Below are 22,460 nucleotides of genomic sequence, written 5' to 3'. Positions count from 1 at the left end.
AGCATAGTGCAGTGACGGAACATTTTTTCGGACAGTCCCTTGTGTTGCAAATCTGCAACACTATCTGGGGACGTAAAGGAGCAGGGTTATCATGAACCTCGAAAAATTCACGGATCGGGCAAAGGGCTTCCTCCAATCAGCGCAAACGGTTGCCATTCGCCTCAATCATCAGCGCATTTCACCTGAACATCTGCTGAAGGCATTGCTGGAGGATGAACAAGGGATGGCCGCCGGTCTTATCAAGGCCAGCGGCGGTGATGCGGGCGTGGCTTTGCGCGAAACCGATGCGGCCCTGGCGAAAATTCCGGCAGTATCCGGCGGCGGAGCACAGCAGACGCCGGGCCTCGACAACGATGGCGTGCGCGTGCTCGATCAGGCCGAACAGGTGGCGCAAAAGGCGGGCGATTCCTACGTCACAGTCGAACGGCTGCTGCTTGCGCTCGTCCTTTCCACCACCACCGCAGCGGGTAAGGCGCTTGGCACCGCGGGCGTAAAGGCAGAAGCGCTCAATGCCGCCATCAACGATTTGCGCGGCGGTCGCACCGCCGACACGGCAAGCGCAGAGGACCGCTATGATGCGCTCAAGAAATTTGCCCGCGACCTGACGGAAGCCGCGCGTGATGGCAAGCTGGACCCCGTTATCGGGCGCGACGAGGAAATCCGCCGCACCATCCAGATTCTCGCCCGCCGTACAAAGAACAACCCTGTCCTGATCGGCGAACCCGGTGTCGGCAAGACCGCGATTGCCGAGGGCCTTGCCCTGCGTATCGCCAATGGCGACGTGCCCGACACGCTGAAGGACCGCACGCTGATGGCGCTCGACATGGGCAGCCTGATCGCGGGCGCCAAATACCGGGGCGAGTTCGAGGAACGGCTGAAAGGCGTGCTTGATGAGGTAAAGGCCGGCGAAGGCCACATCATCCTGTTCATCGATGAAATGCACACGCTTGTCGGTGCCGGCAAGGGCGAAGGCGCGATGGATGCCTCCAACCTGCTGAAACCGGCCCTCTCTCGCGGCGAACTGCATTGTATCGGTGCGACCACGCTCGATGAATATCGCAAATATGTGGAAAAGGACCCGGCACTTCAACGGCGTTTCCAACCCGTTTTCGTTGGCGAGCCGACGGTCGAGGATACGGTCTCTATCCTGCGCGGCCTGAAGGAAAAATACGAACTGCACCATGGCGTGCGGATTACCGATGGCGCAATCGTGGCCGCTGCGACCCTGTCCCACCGCTATATCAGCGACCGTTTCTTGCCGGACAAGGCGATCGACCTGATGGACGAAGCCGCCAGCCGCCTGCGCATGGAGGTCGAGAGCAAGCCCGAGGAAATCGAAACGCTCGATCGCCGGATTATCCAGCTCAAGATCGAACGTGAGGCATTATCGAAGGAAACCGATACCGCATCGAAAGACCGCCTCCACAATCTGGAGGAAGAACTGGCAAATCTGGAGCAGGAATCGTCCGAACTGACCCAGCGCTGGCAGGCGGAAAAGGAAAAGATCCACAGCGAGGCAAAGCTGAAGGAACAACTCGATGCCGCGCGTATCGAACTGGAGCAGGCGCAGCGCAGTGGCGATCTCGGCCGGGCGGGCGAACTGAGCTACGGCACCATTCCGCAACTCACCAAACAATTGGAGGATGCGCAGGCGATATCGCAAGGCGCGATGCTGCGCGAGGAAGTCACGTCGGAGGACATTGCCTCGATTGTGTCTCGCTGGACCGGCATCCCCGTCGACAAAATGATGGAGGGCGAACGCGAAAAACTGCTCGCCATGGAAAGCGAACTTGGCAAGCGCGTGATCGGGCAGGAGGATGCGGTCAAGGCCGTGTCCACCGCCGTCCGCCGCAGCCGCGCAGGCTTGCAGGACCCGAACCGGCCACTGGGCAGTTTCCTCTTCCTTGGCCCCACGGGCGTCGGCAAGACCGAACTGACCAAGGCGCTTGCCGAGTTTCTGTTCGACGACAGCAATGCCATGGTCCGCATCGACATGAGCGAGTTCATGGAAAAACACTCAGTCTCTCGCCTGATCGGCGCGCCTCCGGGCTATGTCGGCTATGAAGAAGGCGGCGTGCTGACCGAAGCGGTCCGCCGCCGCCCCTATCAGGTCATCCTGTTCGATGAGGTCGAAAAGGCGCATGGCGACGTGTTCAACGTGCTGCTGCAAGTGCTTGACGACGGTCGCCTGACCGATGGACAGGGACGCACCGTGGATTTCAGCAATACGCTCATCATCCTGACGTCCAACCTGGGCAGCCAATTCCTCTCCAACCTGACCGACGAGCAAAAGGTGGAGGACGTCGAGCCTCAGGTCATGGAGATCGTCCGCGCCCATTTCCGACCGGAATTCCTCAATCGCCTGGACGAAATCATCCTGTTCCACCGCTTGAGCCAGGACCATATGGGTCCGATCGTCGACATTCAGGTCGGCCGGGTGCAAAAACTGCTCAAGGATCGCAAGGTCAAGCTGGAGCTGGTCGAAGGCGCTCGTAACTGGCTGGGCCGCGTCGGTTACGACCCCGTCTATGGCGCGCGGCCATTGAAGCGTGCAGTGCAGAAATATCTGCAAGACCCACTGGCCGACATGATCCTGCGCGGCGACGTCCCCGATGGGGCGACGATCAAGATCGAAGAAGGCGATGGCAAATTGCTGTTAGTTTGCCAATAAACAGAAAGGGCGGCCTCCAAAAGGCCGCCTTCTTTTTCGCTTCGGCGTGGATTTACTTCCCCGCATTCCAGAGGATAAAGGCCCAAGCCCTAAAGGTCATAACCAAATTTCTCGACCCAGGGCCGCAAGACCGGTATGACCGGTTCGAGATGCGCCCGATATTGCTGCCACCGCCCCGCTGCACGTTTGTAGATGGGCTCTGTCACCTGTGAATAACTGGCCGTTGCAATAAGGCCTCTGTTCTTTGCTGTCCGCTGATGATCAAGCACGTCCGGATACCAATCCAGCCCGAGCCAATCGAACAATGGCCGAACTTCCCGCTCCACATTCTCCACAAGCCGCTCGTAAAAGACGATCCTGACGTCGACCAAAAAGATTGCGCAACAATGTTCCCAATAACGGAAAGTCAGATCGTAGAATTCCGTCGCATCTTCCAACCGCAGGAAATTGGCCATCGCGGAGTTCAGCCGGAAATTGCTCATGAAACAACTGAGTACCACGTCGCAGGGATGGCGCAGCGCAAGAATGAAGCGAGCGTTGGGAAACAAGCGCTGGATGACGGGGACTTCATGCAGAAATAGCGGCGATTTGTCGAGCAGCAGATCAGCTTCGCCAACTGGATGAATTTTGACAACCTCGTCAAAATAGTGCTGCCGGGCAGCGACAATGCCCGCCGCATCGAGCTTCGGCAATCCGTCGAGACCACCCAATGCTTTTTCCACAAGATTGAGCGGCGGTTGTTCCTCCAGAATAACGGTTGCCGGATGCCCCATCAATATCGTGTCGAGCAGCGTCGTGCCTGAACGTGGGAAACCGACCAGAAAGACCGGATCCGGTCTTTCCGGGGGAGGATTGACGCTATTCCATCCATTCACCCATTCAGGATTCACTATTCGAATTTTTTCCGATAATTCACGACGCAGTTCCGCCGCGCGATTCAGGGGATTTGTGGGATTGGTTTGATGCAATCCATTGGCTTCTTCGAACGCCGCGAAAGCTTCATCAGTCCGTCCCAGACGGTCCAGCAATGTCGCGCGAATATGCGCCGTGCGTTCCGGTTCCAACGAAGCCGGAACGCGTACAATATCCGCCAGACCTTCCTCGAAACGCTTCGTCCTTCGGTGTTCCATTGCGCGCATATAGGCAAGCGTGCCTTCGGCGAGGCCATTGCTTTCGGCGAGTGCTATCAGCGGAGCGAATTCAGCTTCCTGATTGGTATGCTCATATTGGATAATCAGGCCGAGATACGCATCTGCCATACGCGGGTCGAGTGCAATGGTCCGGCGAAAGGCTTTTTCGGCTTCGCCCGTCTTGCGCACTATGCCAGATTCAATGCCCAGCTTAAGTTGCAGACTGGCATTATCGGGGTCTCGCGCCACGGCTTTTTCTAGCACCGACAGCGCTTCCTCATGGCGTCCATCTCGCTTCATCATCACATAAAGTTCATGCAATGGATGTGCATCATCGGGAAAGTCCTGCGCAGCCCGACGCAACACTTCCTCCGCCTCGTCATTTCGATCCGCCGATTGAAGCGCGGATGCAAGGTTGACACGTGTGGGAGCGGCTTGCGGATCGAGTTCCATCGCACGTTTCAGTGCGAGAATCCCGCCTTCATAATCTTGCAATGCGGCCCGCGCATTACCCAGATTGTTCCAGCTTTCAATATCATCCGGCGCATGTTTGACCACATATTCATAAGCTGCAACAGCATCGTCGAAGCGTTCGAGTGATTGTGCGGCAAAGCCGCGGTAACGCGTAATCCGCAGAGTGGAATCGGCGAACGCAAGCTCTGGTGTCGCAATATCGAGGGCGGCGGACATATCACCTGATTCGACAAGGACGGACACCAGATTGCATGCAATGGTAACATCGGAGCGTCGCCTCTCATGCGCTTGCTTCAGGTGAGTGATTGCTAAAGAAAGATCGCCCGTTCGCGCGCCCATCATTCCCAGAAACGCATGCAAAGCAACGGCATCCCCACCATTGAGGAGACCCTGCCGAGCCAAGTCGCATGCTCGTTTTGCATCGCCAGATTGGGCCGCACCAATGGCATGCCGCAATATTTCAGCGGTTCTGGAGTCCATTTGAGATGCAGTCGCCATATCTCTTCCTCATCCATAGCGGGTGCCGGTGCAACAGGATTTAGCGGTTCGAAAAAAGCGGCCGATAATGAACCGGCCGCTTCCCTATCGATAGCTCTGATAGAAATCAGAGGTCCAGCGTGAAGCCAGCAAAGATATAACGGCCAAGCGCGTCATAAGTCGCCGGGTAGGTATTACCATTACACGGACCGGTCGGGCACAACGAACCTGACGACGTGACCAGCGGTGGTTGCCTGTCGAGCACGTTGTTGACGCCCAAACGGAAGGTGTATTTTTTCTCGAATGTAAAGCGCGTGCTCAGATCGAAATAGCTTTGCGCGCCGATGTGCAGGCCAGGACCTTGCTGGGAACTGCTGCTGAGGGTTGAGTTATCCACCAGCGTTTCCGACTTTACCTTGCCGATATAGCGCCACTGAACCGACACACCAATGCCACTTGGCGTGTCGAGCGAGACTCTGAACTTATGACGCCATTTGGGCAGTGGTGCGCCGCTGTCGGTCGCACCACCGACACTGCAGGTGCCACCATACAGGCCTGCGCAATCATAAGGTGCGGTCAAACCATTATCGACCTTATATTGATCCAGATACGTACCAACGAGGCTCATGGACAGTTTGCCTACCTTGTCAACATTATGCGAGTAAGAGCTATTGATTTCGACGCCCTTCGTCTGAAACTTGCCAACATTGTTCGGAAAATCAATGACATAACCGCCAGGCGTCAGCCAGAGCGAACCCGCTGGATCACGATTGACCAAGCTGCAGGAAACCGGCGTGAACGCGGCTGTGGCATTGGCAACGCAGTCAGACAGGATTGCGTCCTGACCAAAGGACCGGATCGCATCCACAACCTTGATGTCGAAATAATCGATCGTGAGAGCGAAGCGCGGCAGGAAGCGCGGTTGCAAGACCACCCCAAAAGTCTTGGTCGTGGCCTTTTCCGGCGTCAAGTCGGTGTTACCGCCGATCAGACCATTATATTGCTCGGCCGGGTTTGCAGGCGTGTTACGTCCAGCCGCCAGACCTTGAGCGATACAACCATAGTCAGTCGCCGTGATCGTGACGCCAGCGCAAGGGTCTTCCGAACCGTTGAGGCCCACCGTGTTGGTTGCGAACAACTCCTGAATATTGGGAGCACGCACCGCACGGTTATAAGCGGCACGGAAACGGATATCTCTTATCGGAGCCAGCTCAAAACCGAACTTGTAGGTGTCGGTATCATATTTCTTGTTCGCGCTCGTCTTGTAGTATGACTTGCGATAGCCGGCGTTTAAAGTCAGGTCATAGAGGAAGCTATCCTGTACCACCGGAAGTTGGGTTTCACCGAAGAATTCATACACGCGGAAGCTACCGGACAATGGAAGCGTAGCGCCTCCCTGACCGGTGAGATCACCGGTAGAGAAGGCATTGTCCGTGTTGAGATCCAAAGTTTCCTTACGCCACTCAAAGCCGACATTGACAGCCATGCCGATATCCGCCCATGGTGTACGAATGCCATATTTGTCCAAATCGCCGGTGAGAGAGAAGCTGGCGACCTGCTCAGAAGTATAACCTTTCTGAAAACCCGTGGCCGAAAGGTAATTGATTGAATCCGCAGTTGCGCCACCGGCCCCTGCAAAGACATTATAGGGAATACAGTTCGGATCGCTGCCATCAATGACTGAGCGGCAGACTGGCTGACCAAAGGTTAAGCTCCCCGCCCGATTGTCGGTGATAACATTAAGGGCACGGCTCAAACGCGCTACCGAAAATTCGTTGGTATAAACCTGCGAATAGTTCGTACGGCCATATTGATAATAGGTATCATAGGACCATGCATCACCCAGATCGCCCTTCGTGCCAATCACCGTGCGAAAATTGGTGTGCTGAAGATCGCTGCGGCGCGGACCGCCTTCCACATTACGACGCAATAGCTGGAAGAATGCCTGATTATAGGTGTTTCCCTGTGAATCTGTGAAATCAATCGGCGCATCCCCCGGATTGGGATTGTAAGCCGCACCAACCGCCAGCGGGAATGTGCCAAGGAAGCCGTTGATCAAATTCTCATTATCACAAACTATCGCACTCTGCGTAGCCGACATCAGAGGATTGTCGCAGTTGACCAGCAGTGTATTGCCGAAATCGCCCGATGGTGCGATCTGGGCAACCGTCCGGTCGTCCATGAACATGAACTCCAGATAGGGCTTGATCGAGTCATTGACCTCATAATCCACGAACAGGCCCGCCGTATATCGTTCGTCGGGACGCTGATAATAATTATTCGGAGCGAAATTGTAGCGCGTCGCCGAATTGTTGAAGCCGCCGCCAGGCGCGAATGTATAAAATGTCGAGGTCGTGCCTGTGCCGACATCGTCAAACAGGATCACATTGCCATTGGCGCTGGTTGCTGAACCGCCACAGGTTGAAACGCCGGCTGAATCAGTATTAATGACGCACGCACTGTAATCACGACGGCTTTGCTGAACTTCTTTGACCTTGCGATAACCGACATAGACCATCGCATGACCGCGATCATCGGCAAAATTGGTGCCCATGGAAAGCGTCGCATCGAATGTGCCGCCATCGGCTACACTGCCCGATGGATAGTCATAACCGGTGAAGCCGGCATCTTGGCGTGCATTAAGCAACGGTTGTGTGAACTTGTTGCGGTTATTATGCTGATAAAAGCTATACTGGGTATCCACACGAAAACCGGTGAAGTCATCATCCATGATGAAGTTGACAACGCCAGCGACGGCGTCAGCACCATAGGTTGAAGATGCGCCGCCCGTCAGGACTTCCACACGTTTCAGCATGGTTGCCGGAATGATGTTGATATCGGCCGCCGAACCGCTGGTCGGACTGGGATCACCCGGCAGCAAGCGGCGACCGTTAACCAGAGTCAGCGTACGGCTGCTGCCCATCCCGCGAAGATCGACCGATGCGGTTCCATCCGCACCGTTGGAAAGACTTGATGCTTGGCTGGCAAAAACCGCCGGCAAACTGTTCAGCAGATCCTCAACCCTGGTCGTACCCTGCGCCTTGATATCCTCAGCAGAAACGACGGTAAGCGGCGCAGGCGCTTCCAGATTGGGTTGAGGGATGCGCGATCCCGTCACGATAATCGCCTCTCCCTGCAATTCCGACGCCTGTTCGGCGTCTTGGGCGATGGCGGGCATAGCGAGGAACGCCGCACCCAAAATCATGGGTGCAACGCTGGCGCGCAGTTGCGCGAATTTCGATGTCTTGATCACAGTTCCAGTCCCTTTTTCTGGAGGAGGACGAGCATTGTCGGTCCGCCTGATTTTATTTCACCGCCTGTATCCTGCTGATCTGGGTCAACGCCGTTCAGGTGGGATTAACCGGAAACTTGCTTGCTTGTTATACAACTGTAAATAGTAAGAATGAAAAGCATGGCCTCTTTTCCAGACCCTGTGCCCTAAATACAACAATGCGTTTTAGGGGAATCGGTATGAATATTTTCCATAACCCATGTTCCCGCAGGACACTTCCTTCCCCGGGCCCGGCGAATACCGATATTCGTTTCGCGTTCGACAAGACTCTGATTTTAGAGATATGTTCCTTGCAATTGCACGCCTAAACCCGTTAATTGCACCATTGAGCGTAAACGGCCGGACCCTATCGCTCCAGAAACATCTACAAAATAACGTTTCAGGTATGTAATGGCATATGCAAAAAGGGCACGATTTTCTTGGACCAAAAAGCATACCCATAATTCTATTATACAGCGTCAGCTGAAATGCACTATTCTGTGATCGGCCCCGCGAGGAGCATCGGATCAATCCGTGCATCATTCCATTTCAGGCCCCAGTGCATATGAGGGCCAGTAGCCCGGCCTGTTGCGCCAAGGGCGGCTATGGGTTGCCCCTTGCGGACATGGTCACCCGCTTTCACATCGATTCGGGACAAGTGCAGAAAGGCACTGTTCAAGCCCATGCCATGATCCAGCATCAGCAGATTGCCTTCCAGCGTGAAAGGTTGATCACTCGCCAATATAACAACCCCATCGGCCGGCGCGACGATGATATCTCCCGTTGCTCCGGCCACATCGACACCGCTATGATAGCTGGCCGGCTTCCCTTGATAGATGCGCTGCGATCCAAAACGACCGGAGATGCGGCCCTTATGTGGCCAGATGAAGCGCTGACGCCAACCCTGACTGTCGGTATGCACCTGCCGCGCAGCATTGATCTGTTCCAATTCCACAGCACGCATTCTCAGAAAGGTCGCGGATGGGACTCCGGCGCGCAACGGCGCATTGACACGTTCGATCGGCCAATCACGCGGGGCAATGGTCAGCAGCTTTTCAATCGCCTCTCCATTTTCCAGATAGGCAACCAGCCGAGCCGTCGGTGCGGCGTCCCGGTCAAAAGCAATCAGAAAGCGCCCATCTCTGGCAAGATCAATGGCCTGCCCGTCCAGTTCCAGCCGGATGGCGGAATCCGGCGCTGTACCAACCACCGCCCCACCCTGTATGATCGCGCCTTCCAGTGCGAACTCGCGTCGCACCGGGTCCTGTGTCACACGAACTTCAGGTGAAGGCGCAACAGCAGCAGGACCAACTTGTGGCGACACCCCTTCCACAACGGGGGTTTCGGGCGTGGCGCAACTGCCTAGGCTCAGAAATACGATGGACGCCGCGAGCAACGCCCGCGGTTGCTTCACGCTTTCACGTCTTTCAGGGCCGCCTGCACCGAAATTTCCGCCGACGCATAGGCTTCCTGCTTTTCGATGCTCCAGTATCGCAGGTCATCCAGACGAATTTTCTCGCCTGTCACGGCACACAGCACATGATCACCGGGCGACAGCATACGGAAATTATAGGGCATGAAATGGAGTTTGGCAGGGCGATCGCGGTTTGACATCAACATGGACATATACCTTAGTCTATACTTTCTTGCGGCAGATGGATCAGGAAAACAGATCCTGCTGACGCACTGGCGGATCATCCTCATCCGATGAGGGAGATCGCGTCTTCGATGGCTTGGATGTAGCAGTTTTCTTCAATTTCTCAAGACTTCCGCTGATGACGGCTCCTACTTCATCGTCCTGGAATTTCAATGTGACATGACCGGCCGCGCGTGCGGCAGTGGCTGTGGAGATCACCTGATCACCTTGCATAACCCGCGCAAATCCGCGTGATAAGGGTCGATCCGGATCAAGCGAAATAGCAAGCCGGGACAAACGGTCAAACGCCATGCGGCTGTCGGCAAGCCTGCGCCGCAACACGTCGGGACGCAGACGAACGGCCTCCAGCCGTGCCCTCTCCCGCATGACATGCTGTTTCAACAGTGCAGGCCGCAAAGCACCCGATGCTTCGGACAGTTCCTTCCCGGCATCGCTCAGGCGGTGGGAGAGCGCCCGGCGCAAGCGGTCGGCAAGGTCGTCCGTCCGCTGGCGCTGCGGTTGCAACAGGGCCTCCAGAGTGGGCATCAGCCGCATTTGGGCGGTCAGCCGTTCACGGGCGCGCTCATGATAGCGGTGCACGGCGCGACCAGCACGCAAACCAAGTTCTGACAGGCACGCCGTCAACTCGGCCCGCACCGGCACCGCGATCTCCGCAGCGGCTGTCGGCGTTGGCGCTCGCACATCGGCGGCATAGTCGCATAGCGTCGTGTCTGTTTCGTGCCCCACGGCGGAAATGACAGGGATGCGGCAATCCGCAACCGCGCGAATCACTGCTTCCTCGTTGAAGGCCCAAAGATCCTCGATGGAACCGCCGCCACGCGCCACGATCAACAGGTCCGGCCGAGGAATGGCGCCCCCTGCCTCCATTGCGTCAAATCCGCGGATGGCCCGGGCCACCTGCAATGCGGCTCCCTCCCCCTGCACCATGACGGGCCATAAGACGACATGGGTCGGACAGCGGTCGGCAAGACGATGGAGAATGTCGCGAATTACCGCGCCAGTAGGCGATGTGACGACGCCGATGACGCGCGGCAGATAGGGCAAGGGCTTCTTGCGCGCAGGGTCGAACAATCCTTCCGCGGTCAGTTTCTGCTTAAGCCGTTCCAGAAGCTGCATCAGCGCGCCTTCGCCCGCCAGCTCCATCCGTTCGATCACGATCTGATATTTGGAACGACCGGGATAAGTGGTGATCTTGCCGCTCACCACCACCTCTATGCCGTCTTCGGGCGCAAAGGGCAGGCGGGCCGCGCTCCCTTTCCACATCACCCCGTCGATCACAGCGCCTTCGTCCTTCAGCGCCAGATAAACATGACCCGATGCCGCGCGTTTATAGCCCGAAATCTCACCACGCAGCTTTACATAGCCAAAGCGCTCCTCCACCGTCCGCTTCAACAATGCGGATATTTCCGTGATGCTGAGCGCGGGCGCGTTGTCCCCGGCGACGTCCTCGGCTAACAGCCTGCCGGACGGATCAAATTGGGAAGGCGTATCGGGCATGAACATCCTATTGCTGGGCAGTGGTGGCCGGGAACATGCGTTGGCATGGAAGCTGGCGCAATCGCAAAAGCTGACGAAGCTTTATGCCGCACCCGGCAATCCGGGCATAGCCGAACATGCGGAGCTGGTCGACCTCGACGCCGCCAATCATGAAGCCGTGACTGCATTCTGCGCCGCACATGCAATCGGACTGGTCGTCATCGGCCCTGAAGCACCGCTGGTAGATGGTTTGGCTGATAGCCTGCGCAATGCGGGCGTGCCGGTCTTTGGTCCCAACAAACTGGCCGCGCAACTGGAAGGGTCCAAGGGCTTTACCAAGGATCTGTGCAGCAAGGCAGGTATCCCGACAGCAGGCTATGTCCGGACTGCAAATCGAACGGATGCGCTGAACGCCCTCAATGACTTCGCACTGCCTGTCGTTATCAAGGCTGACGGGCTGGCGGCGGGCAAGGGCGTGGTCATCGCGATGAGCGAGAGCGAAGCGAAGGAAGCCATTGCACATATGTTCTCCGGCGGCTTTGGGGAAGCCGGCGCCGAAGTGGTGATCGAAGAATTCATGGCCGGCGAGGAAGCGAGTTTCTTTGCACTGACCGATGGCAAGACGGTACTCTCCTTTGGTTCAGCACAGGACCACAAGCGTGTGGGCGATGGCGATACCGGCCCCAATACCGGCGGCATGGGCGCATACAGCCCCGCGCCTGTATTGAGCGCCACGCTGGAACAGCGCGTGATGGACGACATCGTGCGTCCAACCGTCGCGGCCATGGCGGCGCAGGGTATGCCCTATAGCGGTGTGCTTTATGCCGGATTGATGCTGACGCCGCAGGGGCCAAAGCTGATCGAATATAATGCGCGTTTTGGCGATCCCGAATGCCAGGTGCTGATGATGCGGCTGGAGGAAGACCTTGTCCCCTTGCTGCTTGCAACGGCGGAGGGCCGACTTGCCGAACATGGGCGCGTTCGATTATCGGATCGGGCCGCACTGACGGTCGTGATGGCGGCAAAGGGCTATCCCGGCACACCGGAAAAGGGCGGTGCAATCGGCGGCATTGCGGACGCCGAAAAATATGGGGCAAAGATATTTCATGCTGGCACGGCCATCCGTGACGGACAACTCGTTGCAAATGGAGGCCGCGTGCTTAATGTAACCGCACTGGGCGACACTGTGACGCAGGCGCAGGCCGCCGCCTATGGAGCCGTGGATGCTATCCAGTTTCCCACGGGCTTTTGCCGCCGCGACATCGGTTGGCAGGAAGTTGCGCGGGAAACCAAGGGTTGATTGAGGAGAATGGGTATGCAGGATTTCATCGCCACATATGGCCTTTGGTTATTGATCGCACTGGTGGTGATCCTCGTTCTGTTCTTCATGCTTCGGGGCAAGGCCAATGAGCGCACGGACATATCGGTCGCACCCCCGGCCGAATCTGCTCGCACCGAACCGGTCCGTGCCGAACCTGTCGTGCCAACCCCATCACCCGCGCCGGCACCGGCTGTAGAAAAGGCCATCGCTCCGGCCCCCGGCGAGCCCGATAATCTGCTGCAAATCAAAGGCATTGGACCAAAGGTCAACACGCTGCTGATCGGCCTCGGCATTACCCGCTTTGAACAGATCGCTGGCTGGACCGATGCTGATCTGGTCCGGATCGACAGCCATCTGGGCACATTTTCCGGACGCCCGACCCGTGATCACTGGATCGATCAGGCCAGCTTTCTGGCCCGGGGTGACATTGCGGGATTTGAAGCCAAATACGGGAAATTATAGGCCGAAACTGGCCTTCAGCCCGTCGATCACAAATTGCGCGGCAAGAGCGGCAAGCAGCACGCCCAGCAAGCGGGTGATAACCGCCTCTATCTTTTGCCCCAACACGCGCATCAATGGATCGGCCAGCAGCAACGAACCGAGCATCAACAGCAATACGCTGCCCATGGCGGCGAGGACGATCAGGGTTTCGGACATCCCTTCACTACGCGCCATGGTCAGCATGACGCTGGCAATGGAGCCCGGCCCGGCGATCATCGGCATCGCCATCGGAAAAACCGATACGTCTTCAACCTCGGGCGTGTCGATGATCCTTTGCGCCCGATCCTCGCGCCGCTGGGTGCGCTTTTCGAACACCATTTCCAGTGCAATCAGGAATAGCATGATGCCGCCCGCAATACGAAAACTGTCGAGGCTGATGCCAAGCGCGCGAAGCAGATCCTCCCCGAACAATGCGAAAGTCAGCAGAATGAGCGTTGCAATGACAACGGCGCGGATCGCCATCGAACGGCGCTGCGACGCCGAAGCGCCAGTCGTCAAGCTGGCGTAAATCGGCGCACAGCCGGGCGGATCGATCACCACGAAAAAGGTGATGAACGCCGAAATGAAAAGTTCAAGCAACGATCAGAGGCCTTCGGGTGGCGACAACCCCGCCCGCTTGCAGGCCGCGACCAGCGTATTGCGCAAGAGAACCGCGATTGTCATCGGCCCGACCCCGCCAGGAACCGGCGTAATGGCGCGGACGTGGCTCAACGCTTCGGACATTGCGACATCGCCCACCAAAGTGGGTTTACCCCCTTCCTTGCCCGCAACACGGTTAATGCCGACATCTATGACTACCGCATCCGGCTTGATCCAGTCGCCCTTCACCATTTCCGGCCGACCGACCGCCGCAACGACGATGTCGGCGCGATGCACGACCGAGGCCAGATCCCGCGTGCGACTGTGCGCCAATGTGACGGTGCAATTTTCCTTCAGCAAAAGCTGCGCCATGGGTTTGCCGACAATATTGGAACGACCGACAATAACAGCCTCCAAACCGTCCAGGTCGCCCAGTTCGTCCTTGAGCAGCATCAGGCATCCCAGCGGCGTACAGGGCACCAGCGCGTCCTCTCCCACAGCCAGCTTGCCAGCATTGACGACATGGAATCCATCAACATCCTTGGCCGGATCAATAGCCGCAATAACCGCCTTGTCATCCATATGATCGGGCAGCGGCAACTGCACCAATATGCCGTCCACGTCGTCATCGCCATTCAGTTCGTCGATCAGTTCCAGCAATTCGTCCTGGCTGATCGTCGCCGACCGCCTGAATTCCATGCTTTCCATGCCCGTTTCCAGAGTGGCTTTGCCCTTGTTGCGGACATATACCGAACTTGCGGCATCTTCGCCCACCAGCACGACCGCGAGGCCCGGCTTGCGCCCTGCCTGCGCCACGAAGGACTGAACGCCGGTCGCCACCTGCTCGCGCAACCCAGCGGCAAAGGCTTTACCATCGATGATCCGTCCGACTTTCATGTGTCACCTGCTATTATCTGGAGCCGCTGCATCACTATTGCCGCGTTGGCGGAAATGCGGACTCGCTTTAACCGGGAACTGTCACCGGCTTCCAGTGAAATCGCGCTCGGTGGCACCTCCAATGCCTTGGCCAACAGCTTGATCAGCGCTGCATTCGCCCTCCCCTTTTCGGGCACGGCACGAACACTGGCGCAAAGCCATGCTGTCCCCTGCGGGTCCTGCCACATACCGCCCACAGCTTCCTTTGCGGACCGGGGTGTCAGCCGTACGGACAGCCGCACATCCGACCCATCCAGACGCCAGGGCGCCGCCAAGCCTTAAGCCACGGCGAGGTAGATTTGGGGCAAGATGACCTGCTGAATAATATAAATCGCCAAAAGCACGACCAGCGGAGAAAGATCCAGCGCCCCCAGATCGGGCATGATCTTTCGGATGGGCCGGTAGATCGGCGTGGTGATGCGATCGAGAGCGACCAGTACATTTCGAACGAAATCATTATAGGTGTTGATAACATTGAACGCGATCAACCAGGACAGGATTGCCTGTACGATGATGATCCACCAGATGATGTTGAGCAGGATATTGAGTATCTGAATTATGGCGACCAGCATCGCTTTCTCCGTCCGGTTTCGATCATGTGTATTGCTTCAGTAACGCACTTTCAAGCACGCTCCCGATAATCTGTTCAAGCCTTTACCAATGTGCCCGCGCCCCGCCGGGTGAACACTTCCAGCAGCATCGCGTGGGGAACTCGACCATCCAGAATGACCGCGGCATCCACCCCGCCCTCAACTGCCTGCACACAGGTCTCCAGCTTGGGAATCATGCCCCCTGAAATCGTGCCGTCCTTGCGCAATGCCCCAATGTCCTTGGGCGACAGATCGGTCAGCAGTTCACCCTGCTTGTCCAGCACCCCGGCCACGTCGGTCAGCAGGAACAGGCGTGATGCACCCATCGCCGCCGCAATCGCGCCCGCCATCGTGTCGGCATTGATGTTATAGGTATGGCCGTCCTCGCCAATGCCGATGGGCGCGACCACCGGGATCATGCCCGCCGCACTGATCGTATCGAGCAGGCTGCAATCGACATGGCTCGGTTCGCCGACGAAACCCAGATCGACAATGCGTTCAATATTGCTGTCGGGGTCCTTTTGCGTCCGCTGGACCTTCGTAGCCGTAACAAAGCCGCCATCCTTGCCCGAAATACCGACGGCACGTCCGCCCGCCTGACCGATCCAGCTGACCAGCTCCTTGTTGATCGCGCCTGACAGCACCATTTCGGCAATCCGCGCAGTTTCCGCATCGGTCACACGCAGCCCATCGACGAATTGCGTCTCGACGCCCAATTGCTTCAGCATCGAACCAATCTGCGGCCCGCCGCCATGAACGACCACGGGATTGATCCCAACGGCTTTCAACAGCACCACATCCTCGGCAAAATCGCGCGCCAATTCAGGGTCGCCCATGGCATGACCGCCATATTTGACGACAAAGGTCTTGCCCGCATAGCGCTGCATATAGGGCAGCGCCTCCGTCAGCGTTTCCGCTTTGGCCAGCAGGGCCGGATCGGGTGCATGGTTTTTGATCATTACGCCTCCCTATCGCGCCAGCGCACAATGGCAAGCGTCATATTCTCCCGCCGCCGGGCTTCATCCATGTGCAATTGCATCAATCGTGCGCGCCAACGCCACGTCTCGTTTTGACAGGCCATTTGCATCATGCGTGGTCAGCACGATGTCGACACAGTTGTAGACATTGAACCATTCGGGGTGGTGGTCCGCCTTTTCCGCGTGCAGGGCCACCTTCGTCATGAAACCGAAAGCCGCCACGAAATCATCGAAGCGAAAGCTGCGCCTTATGGCATCGCGGTCCGGATCATGGGTCCAGCCTGACAGCTCCACTAGGGCCGCAGCCCTTTCCTCCTCGGTCAGTTTGGCCACCATCTTCCTTCTCCTTCTGGACATTTGGGCTGGCGCGCCTATGGCTTGGCCATGACGCGGATGGGGGCAATGTGGGCATGATGGAGACAAGCGCAAGCCTTTCCTTCCGTGCTGTCGCCTGCCTGCGCGGTGACCGTTTGCTGTTCGAGGGGATGGATTTCACCCTTTCCGCAGGAGAGGCGGCGCTGGTCGCCGGGCCCAATGGCACGGGCAAATCCAGTCTGATCCGCCTTGCCGCGGGCCTGCTCCATCCGGCCGCCGGACGTATCGACCGTCAGGGCAACATGGCGATGAGCGATGAAAATCTCGCGCTCGACATAGACAAGCCGCTGCATCGCGCCTTGGATTTCTGGGCGCGGATTGACGGTAGTGGCAATGCGGCACTCGATGAAGCGCTTGCCGCGCTGTCGCTTGATCGGTTGGCCGATGTGCCGGTGCGGATGCTGTCTACCGGGCAGCGCAAGCGGGCAATGCTGGCGCGGGTGATCGCCAGCGGCGCGTCGATCTGGCTACTGGATGAGCCCGCCAATGGTCTGGATACGGCATCGCTGGAACTGCTGGGCGGGATCATGCAGATTCATCTTGCCGGCGGCGGCATCATATTGGCCGCATCGCACCAGCCATTGCCCTTGATATTCACGCACCAGATCGCGCTTGGGGCAGTGAGCGCGTGACCAGTCCGTTCCTGACCCTCATCGCCCGCGACGCCAGCGCTGCCTACAGGAGCGGCGGCGCATGGCTGCCCGTCGCTTTCATGCTGATGGTCGCCACGCTCTTCCCCTTCGCGGTCGGTCCGGACACGGCGCTGCTGGCGCGCACCGGCGGCGGCGTCATCTGGATCGCAGCGCTGCTCGCCGCATTGCTGCCCATCGACCGGCTGATCATGCCGGACCGGGACAGCGGTCTGCTCGACCAGCTCGTACTACGGGGCTTTGCTGACGAAGTCATCACGAGCGGCAAGCTCATCGCCCATTGGCTAAGCTTCGGCCCGCCCCTGATGATCGCCGCGATCCCGGCGGCGGCGCTGCTGAAAATCGACGGCGGCACGCTGGCACGGCTGGAACTGGGCCTGGCCGTCGGCACCCCCGCGCTAGCCGCGCTCGGCCTGATGGTCAGCGCGCTGACGGCCGGCCTGCGCAACAGCGGTGCGCTGGCCGGACTGCTGGTCCTGCCGCTCGCCGTACCGCTCCTCATCTTTGGCGCCGGATCGCTGGGCAACGAAAGCGGCGCGGCGCTCAAATTCCTTGGCGCAACGTCATTGCTGCTGGTGGCGATAGCGCCGATCGCGGCGGGCGCAGCGTTACGGGCGGGAAGGGAGTGAAGCAGGTCGGATGGGGTTACGACCCAAGGTCCGACACTATACTCATAAACGTCATGATCCCCATGAACGTCATGATTCCCATGAACGTCATGCCAGCGAAGGCTGGCATCTCGATCGGCCTGATGTAAGCACGTATGAATGCAAAGCGGCTGGACCTATATTCTCACGAACAAGCCATATGGTGTGCTTTACACTGGAGTCACCAGTGACCTTGCTGCCCGCATGATGCAGCATCAGGCCGGAACGGGTTCGACATTCTGCCGGAAATATGGACTGAAGTGCCTTGTTCTAGCCGAACGACACACAACGATCATCGAGGCCATTACGCGTGAGAAAGCGTTGAAGGCGTGGCAGCGCGCATGGAAGATCAGGCTCATTGAGGAGGGCAATCCTGATTGGCACGATCTGTTTGAATACATCGCCCAGCCTTGAGAGATGCCAGCCTTCGCTGGCATGACGAAAGTGGTAGACGTCCGCTCGTCACGCTTGCCATTCAGAATCAGCCCCTACCGCGACCAACGCGCCCATATCGCGGTCGGCAACAGCAATCCCCGCGCCTCCTCCCGAACCGCCAGTTCCCCACATTCGACCGTGCCGCCAAGGCTCGAAAATTCCTGCCGCAGCAACTCGCCAATGGCAAGCGCCGACATTCGCACGGCGTAAACCGTCAGGAACAGGAACCGGCTGTTCTCATCCAACAGCTTGCGGCAATCGGCGATCAGGCCCGGCAAGCTTTCCTCCAGCTTCCAGACCTCGCCCTCCGGCCCACGGCCATATTTGGGCGGGTCAAGCAGGATTCCGTCATAGCGCCGCCCGCGCCGTACCTCGCGCGCGACAAACTTCGCCGCATCATCGACAATCCAGCGCACCGGGCGGTCAGCCAGCCCCGAAAGCTCCGCATTGGCGCGCGCGGCCTGCACTGATTTCTTGGACGCATCAACATGCACCATCTGCGCGCCCTCCGCCGCCATGGCGAGTGTGCCGACGCCGGTATAGCCGAACAGGTTCATGATCTGCGGCTGGTCCATCCCCGCCGTCTGCCCCCGCATCCAGCGCCAGACCGCATCCATGTCGGGAAAGAAACCCAGATGGCGAAAGGGCGTGCAACTGGCGGTAAACGACACATTATCCCACGTGAGCGGCCAGCCTTCCTGCGGCACGGGACGTTCGAAATACCAGCGACCGCCGCCATCCTCATCCGATCCGGGGACAAATTCCCCATCTGCCGACCAGTCCGCCGATGCGGGCGCCCACATCGCCTGCGGCTCTGGCCGGATGAAGCGGTAGCGGCCATAGCGTTCCAGCTTGCGGCCATGCCCGCTGTCGATCAGGCCATAATCAGGCCACAGCTCGCTAATCATCTGGTGGAGTTGCATGACCAAGTCCTTAGCCGTTTATGTCGAGCGAAGTCGAGACACCTCCGCGCCAAGACAACACCCCTCGACTGCGCTCGGGACGAACGGCGGCAGACTGGTTCAATCCCGCGGCGTCGCTCGCTCGGCGATATAGGCGCTGACCGCTTCCATGGTCGCGGGAAGCTTCGCATAGCGCTCTTCACGGTCGAACAGATTGCTGATGCGCGCGGGCAGTGGCGGACGAACGCCAGTTGAACGTTCGACAGCATCGGGGAACTTGGCTGGATGCGCCGTAGCTAGCGTCACCATCGGAATGGCGGGGTCAAGGTCACTCGCCCGCGCGGCAGCAAGGCCAACCGCGCTGTGCGGATCAATCACCTGCCCTGCGGCATCATTGGCCCAGCGCATGGCGATCGACATATCATCCGCATCAATCCGCGCGCTCGAAAACAGCTTCGCCGCGCCCTCACGCTGCGCATTGGAAAGGCGCATGGCGCGTGTTGCCTCAAATCCGTGCATCTGCGCCGCCATAGCCTTGCCATCACGCCCGCCCAGATCGAACAGCAGCCGCTCGAAATTGCTGCTGACCTGGATATCCATGCTGGGCGTGGCCGTAGCGGTCACTTTACCCTGGCTATAGTCGCCCTGAGACAGCGCGCGATGGAGGATGTCGTTCACGTTGGTCGCAACAATCAAACGGGCGACCGGCAAACCCATCTTCGCGGCAACATAACCGGCAAACACATCGCCGAAATTACCCGTGGGCACCGAAAAAGCCACGGGCCGATCCGGCGCGCCGAGGCGCACGGCGGCATAGAAATAATACACCACCTGCGCCATCAACCGGGCCCAGTTAATCGAATTGACCGCCGACAGACTAAAGCGCGATGAAAACTCGCGGTCATTGAACATCCGCTTCACCAGCGCCTGCGCATCATCAAAGCTGCCATCAACGGCGATGTTGTAAACATTGGGCGCGCGCACTGTCGTCATCTGCCGCCGCTGGACATCCGATACGCGACCGTCGGGATGAAGCATGAAAATGTCGATCTTGTCACGACCCGCCACCGCATCGATTGCCGCAGATCCGGTATCGCCCGATGTCGCGCCGACGATGGTCAGATGCCGGTCACTGTTGCTGAGGAACTTTTCGAACAACAGGCCCAAAAGCTGTAGCGCCACATCCTTGAACGCCAATGTCGGGCCGTGAAACAGTTCCAGCAACCAATGACGATGGTCAAGCTGGACCAAAGGGGTCACGGCCTGATGGCTGAACCGGCCATAGGCTTGCGTGCACAGATCCCGCAACTCCGCTTCGCTGAGCGACCCCGCCACGAAGGGCATCATCACACGCACCGCCGTTTCGACGTAGCTCAGGCCTGCCAGCGCCGCGATCTCTTGACTCGAAAAAAGCGGCCAGCTTTCGGGCAGGTACAACCCCCCGTCCGACGCCAGCCCGGCCAGCGTCACATCCTCGAAATTCAGCGCCTGTGCGCTACCCCTGCTGCTGACATATTGCATAATGCGCCACGCGTTAGACCGCGCGTGGCCCTGCCGCAAGAGTTTAGGGTCAGGACCCATGAATTAAGCGCGATCGACGCTCCGGCGGCGCAAGGCGAGGCCATAGATTATCCCCGCGATCCCGGCAAACAGGAACCATTGGACACCATAGGCGAAATGATTGTTGGGAATATCGGCAAGGCTGGGCGGTTGCGCGGCTTGCAAGCCCGGAGCGGGACGATCGACAACCAGACGAATGACATGCTGGCTATCGGGCGCAATGATTCCGGTGACCGGTCCGCCTGTCCACTCTGGTGAAACCGGGCGGTCAGACCAGCCCATCACGGCCTGCATATCATGTCCTGCATCCGTGCGGCATTGCGCGACATGCACCCAACCGGCCTCCCCTTTCAGATTTCGACCACTGGTGCTGCGCCAATCGACAACCTGCGCGCAATGCCCAGTCGCGTGCCGGAATAGTGGCGGGTGCATCTTGTCCGGTCGTTCCGGATAGCGGATAGGCGGCAATCCCTGCGCGGCGGCATAGCTTTTGAGAAGGTCCTCCTTCCAGGCCAAGCGCTGGAACTGCCAAATGCCCAGCGCGATCATAACCGCTATGGCGAGCGCGACCAATATCGTCGGCAGAACGGGCAAACGCCGCATCAAGCTTGTACGTCGCCGCTCTGTCCCGCGTCCGGTATTTGCAACTTGCCCTCGCGCGCCTTGTTGCGGAACTCCAGGATCAGCAGCGCCGCCTTCGCCACGCGCAATGACCCGACAACCGCCAGCGTAGTCACCGGTATCCAGATCAGCATATGCACCCAGAAGGGCGGATGCATCATCACTTCGAAAACAAGGGCCATCGCCGTCACCAGCGCTCCGATGATCAGGATCAGGAACGCCGCAGGACCATCACCAACATTGAACTGGCTGTAGTCCAGGCCACAAGCGGAACATTGCGGCTCAAAGTGGACCATATGCTCGCCAAACAGCGTCGCCGACCCGCACTTCGGGCACAGGCCGAGAAAGGCCGACCGCACCACCGGCGAGAGGCCTTCCCCGATGTTCATCAGCCGGCGTGAACCGGCGCGCCCCAACCACCCCAGACATAGATGGCTATGAACAGGAACAGCCAGACGACATCGACGAAATGCCAGTACCAGGCCGCCGCTTCAAAGCCGAAATGCTGGCGCGGGGTGAAGTCGCCCTGATATGTGCGGATCAGGTTGACGATCAGGAAGATCGTACCGACCAAGACGTGGAAACCGTGGAAACCGGTCGCCATATAGAATGCCGAACTATAAGTGTTGCCGCCAAAGCCAAAGGGCGCATGGGCATATTCATAAGCCTGGATCGACGAAAACAGGATGCCCAAGATGATCGTGCACCACAGACCTTTCTTCAATCCCTCACGATCGCCATGGATCAACGCGTGGTGCGCCCAGGTGATGGTTGTGCCGGAACAGAGCAGAATCAGCGTGTTAAGCAGGGGCAATTCAAAGGCGCTCATGACCTCCAAGCCCTTGGGCGGAAACTGGCCGCCGATCACCTCTGCAGCGGACGGGAACAGGGCAAAATCGAAAAAGGCCCAGAACCAGCCGACGAAAAACATGACTTCCGATGCGATGAACAGGATCATGCCGTAACGCAAATGCAGTTGCACCACCGGCGTGTGATCGCCCGCATGGGCTTCGCCAATCACCGTGGACCACCAGCTGAACATCGTGAACAGCACACCTGCTAGGCCGCCCAGGAAAACCCAGCCGCCGCCTGCATATTCGTGCATCCACATAACCCCGCCCAACGCCATCAGCAGCGCCGACATGGAGCCGACAAGCGGCCAGATGCTGGGCGGAAGAATATGGTAATCGTGGTTCTTGGCTCCGGCCAT

Annotated in this window: 23 protein-coding genes; 6 read left to right on the top strand and 17 right to left on the bottom strand. The window is 58.5% G+C overall.

Annotation, left to right across the window (positions count from 1 at the left end; all coding sequences use genetic code 11):
* The first annotated feature begins 91 nt into the window (after positions 1-91).
* Positions 92-2,671 carry an ATP-dependent chaperone ClpB gene (clpB, locus tag L3X40_RS02965; protein ID WP_237364294.1) on the top strand — a complete coding sequence of 860 codons (2,580 nt, stop codon included), beginning with the start codon at positions 92-94 and terminating at the stop codon, positions 2,669-2,671.
* Between the two features lie 89 nt (positions 2,672-2,760).
* Here the strand turns inward: clpB and L3X40_RS02960 are convergent, their stop codons facing one another.
* The 6 genes from L3X40_RS02960 to xseA all read right to left on the bottom strand — a co-directional run bounded on the left by L3X40_RS02960 (position 2,761) and on the right by xseA (position 11,177).
* Positions 2,761-4,491, bottom strand: a complete 1,731-nt coding sequence (locus tag L3X40_RS02960; protein WP_237364293.1) for a tetratricopeptide repeat-containing sulfotransferase family protein — start codon at positions 4,489-4,491, stop codon at positions 2,761-2,763.
* Positions 4,492-4,613: 122 nt separating this feature from the next.
* On the bottom strand, positions 4,614-4,790 hold the full coding sequence (locus L3X40_RS02955) for a hypothetical protein (RefSeq protein ID WP_237364292.1): 177 nt from the start codon (positions 4,788-4,790) through the stop codon (positions 4,614-4,616).
* A gap of 89 nt (positions 4,791-4,879) precedes the next feature.
* A complete protein-coding gene (locus L3X40_RS02950; RefSeq protein WP_237364345.1) occupies positions 4,880-7,957 on the bottom strand; it encodes a TonB-dependent receptor domain-containing protein in 3,078 nt (1,025 codons plus the stop codon).
* A 559-nt stretch (positions 7,958-8,516) separates the two neighbouring features.
* Positions 8,517-9,356 (bottom strand): M23 family metallopeptidase, encoded by an 840-nt coding sequence (locus L3X40_RS02945; protein WP_445177144.1) that lies wholly within the window; start codon positions 9,354-9,356, stop codon positions 8,517-8,519.
* 77 nt (positions 9,357-9,433) lie between these two features.
* The gene (locus L3X40_RS02940; protein WP_237364291.1) at positions 9,434-9,643 is read right to left on the bottom strand and encodes a DUF2093 domain-containing protein; all 210 of its coding nucleotides are present in this window, start codon (positions 9,641-9,643) and stop codon (positions 9,434-9,436) included.
* A 40-nt stretch (positions 9,644-9,683) separates the two neighbouring features.
* Entirely contained in the window at positions 9,684-11,177 is a 1,494-nt protein-coding gene (gene xseA / locus L3X40_RS02935; RefSeq protein ID WP_237364290.1) for an exodeoxyribonuclease VII large subunit, read from the bottom strand.
* Here xseA and purD point away from each other — a divergent pair.
* Both purD and L3X40_RS02925 read left to right on the top strand, forming a co-directional pair.
* The gene (gene purD, locus L3X40_RS02930) at positions 11,176-12,456 is read left to right on the top strand and encodes a phosphoribosylamine--glycine ligase (RefSeq protein ID WP_237364289.1); all 1,281 of its coding nucleotides are present in this window, start codon (positions 11,176-11,178) and stop codon (positions 12,454-12,456) included. The genes xseA and purD overlap by 2 nt on opposite strands.
* Before the next feature lie 15 nt (positions 12,457-12,471).
* A complete protein-coding gene (locus tag L3X40_RS02925) occupies positions 12,472-12,939 on the top strand; it encodes a hypothetical protein (protein WP_237364288.1) in 468 nt (155 codons plus the stop codon).
* Here the strand turns inward: L3X40_RS02925 and L3X40_RS02920 are convergent.
* The 6 genes from L3X40_RS02920 to L3X40_RS02895 form a co-directional block, all read right to left on the bottom strand.
* A complete protein-coding gene (locus L3X40_RS02920) occupies positions 12,934-13,557 on the bottom strand; it encodes a MarC family protein (protein ID WP_237364287.1) in 624 nt (207 codons plus the stop codon). The two genes, L3X40_RS02925 and L3X40_RS02920, sit on opposite strands and share 6 nt — an antisense overlap.
* Before the next feature lie 3 nt (positions 13,558-13,560).
* Positions 13,561-14,454 (bottom strand): bifunctional methylenetetrahydrofolate dehydrogenase/methenyltetrahydrofolate cyclohydrolase FolD, encoded by an 894-nt coding sequence (gene folD, locus L3X40_RS02915; RefSeq protein WP_237364286.1) that lies wholly within the window; start codon positions 14,452-14,454, stop codon positions 13,561-13,563.
* Positions 14,451-14,768, bottom strand: a complete 318-nt coding sequence (locus tag L3X40_RS02910) for a DUF167 domain-containing protein (protein ID WP_237364285.1) — start codon at positions 14,766-14,768, stop codon at positions 14,451-14,453. Before L3X40_RS02910 ends, folD begins: the two co-directional genes overlap by 4 nt.
* Before the next feature lie 3 nt (positions 14,769-14,771).
* Positions 14,772-15,065 (bottom strand): YggT family protein, encoded by a 294-nt coding sequence (locus L3X40_RS02905; RefSeq protein WP_237364284.1) that lies wholly within the window; start codon positions 15,063-15,065, stop codon positions 14,772-14,774.
* Between the two features lie 74 nt (positions 15,066-15,139).
* On the bottom strand, positions 15,140-16,042 hold the full coding sequence (gene argB / locus L3X40_RS02900) for an acetylglutamate kinase (RefSeq protein ID WP_237364283.1): 903 nt from the start codon (positions 16,040-16,042) through the stop codon (positions 15,140-15,142).
* A gap of 60 nt (positions 16,043-16,102) precedes the next feature.
* On the bottom strand, positions 16,103-16,417 hold the full coding sequence (locus L3X40_RS02895) for a 4a-hydroxytetrahydrobiopterin dehydratase (protein ID WP_272907912.1): 315 nt from the start codon (positions 16,415-16,417) through the stop codon (positions 16,103-16,105).
* A 53-nt stretch (positions 16,418-16,470) separates the two neighbouring features.
* Between L3X40_RS02895 and ccmA the strand changes: the two genes are divergently transcribed.
* From ccmA to L3X40_RS02880, 3 genes are all read left to right on the top strand, one after another.
* Positions 16,471-17,067: a heme ABC exporter ATP-binding protein CcmA gene (gene ccmA, locus L3X40_RS02890; RefSeq protein WP_237364281.1), complete on the top strand. Its 597-nt coding sequence runs from the start codon at positions 16,471-16,473 to the stop codon at positions 17,065-17,067.
* On the top strand, positions 17,064-17,714 hold the full coding sequence (locus L3X40_RS02885) for a heme exporter protein CcmB (protein ID WP_237364280.1): 651 nt from the start codon (positions 17,064-17,066) through the stop codon (positions 17,712-17,714). The genes ccmA and L3X40_RS02885 overlap by 4 nt, the downstream gene beginning before the upstream one ends.
* Positions 17,715-17,852: 138 nt before the next feature.
* A complete protein-coding gene (locus L3X40_RS02880; RefSeq protein ID WP_237364279.1) occupies positions 17,853-18,146 on the top strand; it encodes a GIY-YIG nuclease family protein in 294 nt (97 codons plus the stop codon).
* Positions 18,147-18,220: 74 nt separating this feature from the next.
* On the opposite strand, the gene L3X40_RS02875 is transcribed toward L3X40_RS02880, so the two are convergent.
* The 5 genes from L3X40_RS02875 to L3X40_RS02855 form a co-directional block, all read right to left on the bottom strand.
* A complete protein-coding gene (locus L3X40_RS02875) occupies positions 18,221-19,090 on the bottom strand; it encodes a class I SAM-dependent methyltransferase (RefSeq protein ID WP_237364278.1) in 870 nt (289 codons plus the stop codon).
* A 99-nt stretch (positions 19,091-19,189) separates the two neighbouring features.
* Positions 19,190-20,590, bottom strand: coding sequence for a threonine synthase (gene thrC, locus L3X40_RS02870; protein WP_237364277.1), 1,401 nt, complete (start codon positions 20,588-20,590; stop codon positions 19,190-19,192).
* A 63-nt stretch (positions 20,591-20,653) separates the two neighbouring features.
* Positions 20,654-21,232 (bottom strand): SURF1 family protein, encoded by a 579-nt coding sequence (locus tag L3X40_RS02865; RefSeq protein WP_237364276.1) that lies wholly within the window; start codon positions 21,230-21,232, stop codon positions 20,654-20,656.
* Positions 21,232-21,639: a DUF983 domain-containing protein gene (locus L3X40_RS02860; protein ID WP_237364275.1), complete on the bottom strand. Its 408-nt coding sequence runs from the start codon at positions 21,637-21,639 to the stop codon at positions 21,232-21,234. Before L3X40_RS02860 ends, L3X40_RS02865 begins: the two co-directional genes overlap by 1 nt.
* A complete protein-coding gene (locus L3X40_RS02855) occupies positions 21,639-22,460 on the bottom strand; it encodes a cytochrome c oxidase subunit 3 (RefSeq protein ID WP_237364274.1) in 822 nt (273 codons plus the stop codon). Before L3X40_RS02855 ends, L3X40_RS02860 begins: the two co-directional genes overlap by 1 nt.

The organism is Rhizorhapis sp. SPR117 (genome assembly GCF_021742065.1).
This window is presented reverse-complemented; position numbering and strand designations above follow the sequence as displayed.

Excerpts from the sequence above, each read along its gene's own strand:
- L3X40_RS02950 (WP_237364345.1), bottom strand. The coding sequence starts at position 7,957 with ATGATTTTGGGTGCGGCGTTCCTCGCTATGCCCGCCATCGCCCAAGAC.
- L3X40_RS02940 (WP_237364291.1), bottom strand. The coding sequence starts at position 9,643 with ATGTTGATGTCAAACCGCGATCGCCCTGCCAAACTCCATTTCATGCCC.
- L3X40_RS02905 (WP_237364284.1), bottom strand. The coding sequence starts at position 15,065 with ATGCTGGTCGCCATAATTCAGATACTCAATATCCTGCTCAACATCATC.
- L3X40_RS02875 (WP_237364278.1), bottom strand. The coding sequence starts at position 19,090 with ATGCAACTCCACCAGATGATTAGCGAGCTGTGGCCTGATTATGGCCTG.
- clpB (WP_237364294.1), top strand. The coding sequence starts at position 92 with ATGAACCTCGAAAAATTCACGGATCGGGCAAAGGGCTTCCTCCAATCA.
- L3X40_RS02960 (WP_237364293.1), bottom strand. The coding sequence starts at position 4,491 with ATGTCCGCCGCCCTCGATATTGCGACACCAGAGCTTGCGTTCGCCGAT.
- L3X40_RS02865 (WP_237364276.1), bottom strand. The coding sequence starts at position 21,232 with ATGCGGCGTTTGCCCGTTCTGCCGACGATATTGGTCGCGCTCGCCATA.
- purD (WP_237364289.1), top strand. The coding sequence starts at position 11,176 with ATGAACATCCTATTGCTGGGCAGTGGTGGCCGGGAACATGCGTTGGCA.
- argB (WP_237364283.1), bottom strand. The coding sequence starts at position 16,042 with ATGATCAAAAACCATGCACCCGATCCGGCCCTGCTGGCCAAAGCGGAA.
- thrC (WP_237364277.1), bottom strand. The coding sequence starts at position 20,590 with ATGCAATATGTCAGCAGCAGGGGTAGCGCACAGGCGCTGAATTTCGAG.
- L3X40_RS02880 (WP_237364279.1), top strand. The coding sequence starts at position 17,853 with ATGCAAAGCGGCTGGACCTATATTCTCACGAACAAGCCATATGGTGTG.
- ccmA (WP_237364281.1), top strand. The coding sequence starts at position 16,471 with ATGATGGAGACAAGCGCAAGCCTTTCCTTCCGTGCTGTCGCCTGCCTG.
- L3X40_RS02895 (WP_272907912.1), bottom strand. The coding sequence starts at position 16,417 with ATGTCCAGAAGGAGAAGGAAGATGGTGGCCAAACTGACCGAGGAGGAA.
- L3X40_RS02955 (WP_237364292.1), bottom strand. The coding sequence starts at position 4,790 with ATGGATGAGGAAGAGATATGGCGACTGCATCTCAAATGGACTCCAGAA.
- folD (WP_237364286.1), bottom strand. The coding sequence starts at position 14,454 with ATGAAAGTCGGACGGATCATCGATGGTAAAGCCTTTGCCGCTGGGTTG.
- L3X40_RS02860 (WP_237364275.1), bottom strand. The coding sequence starts at position 21,639 with ATGAACATCGGGGAAGGCCTCTCGCCGGTGGTGCGGTCGGCCTTTCTC.
- L3X40_RS02925 (WP_237364288.1), top strand. The coding sequence starts at position 12,472 with ATGCAGGATTTCATCGCCACATATGGCCTTTGGTTATTGATCGCACTG.
- xseA (WP_237364290.1), bottom strand. The coding sequence starts at position 11,177 with ATGCCCGATACGCCTTCCCAATTTGATCCGTCCGGCAGGCTGTTAGCC.
- L3X40_RS02855 (WP_237364274.1), bottom strand. The coding sequence starts at position 22,460 with ATGGCCGGAGCCAAGAACCACGATTACCATATTCTTCCGCCCAGCATC.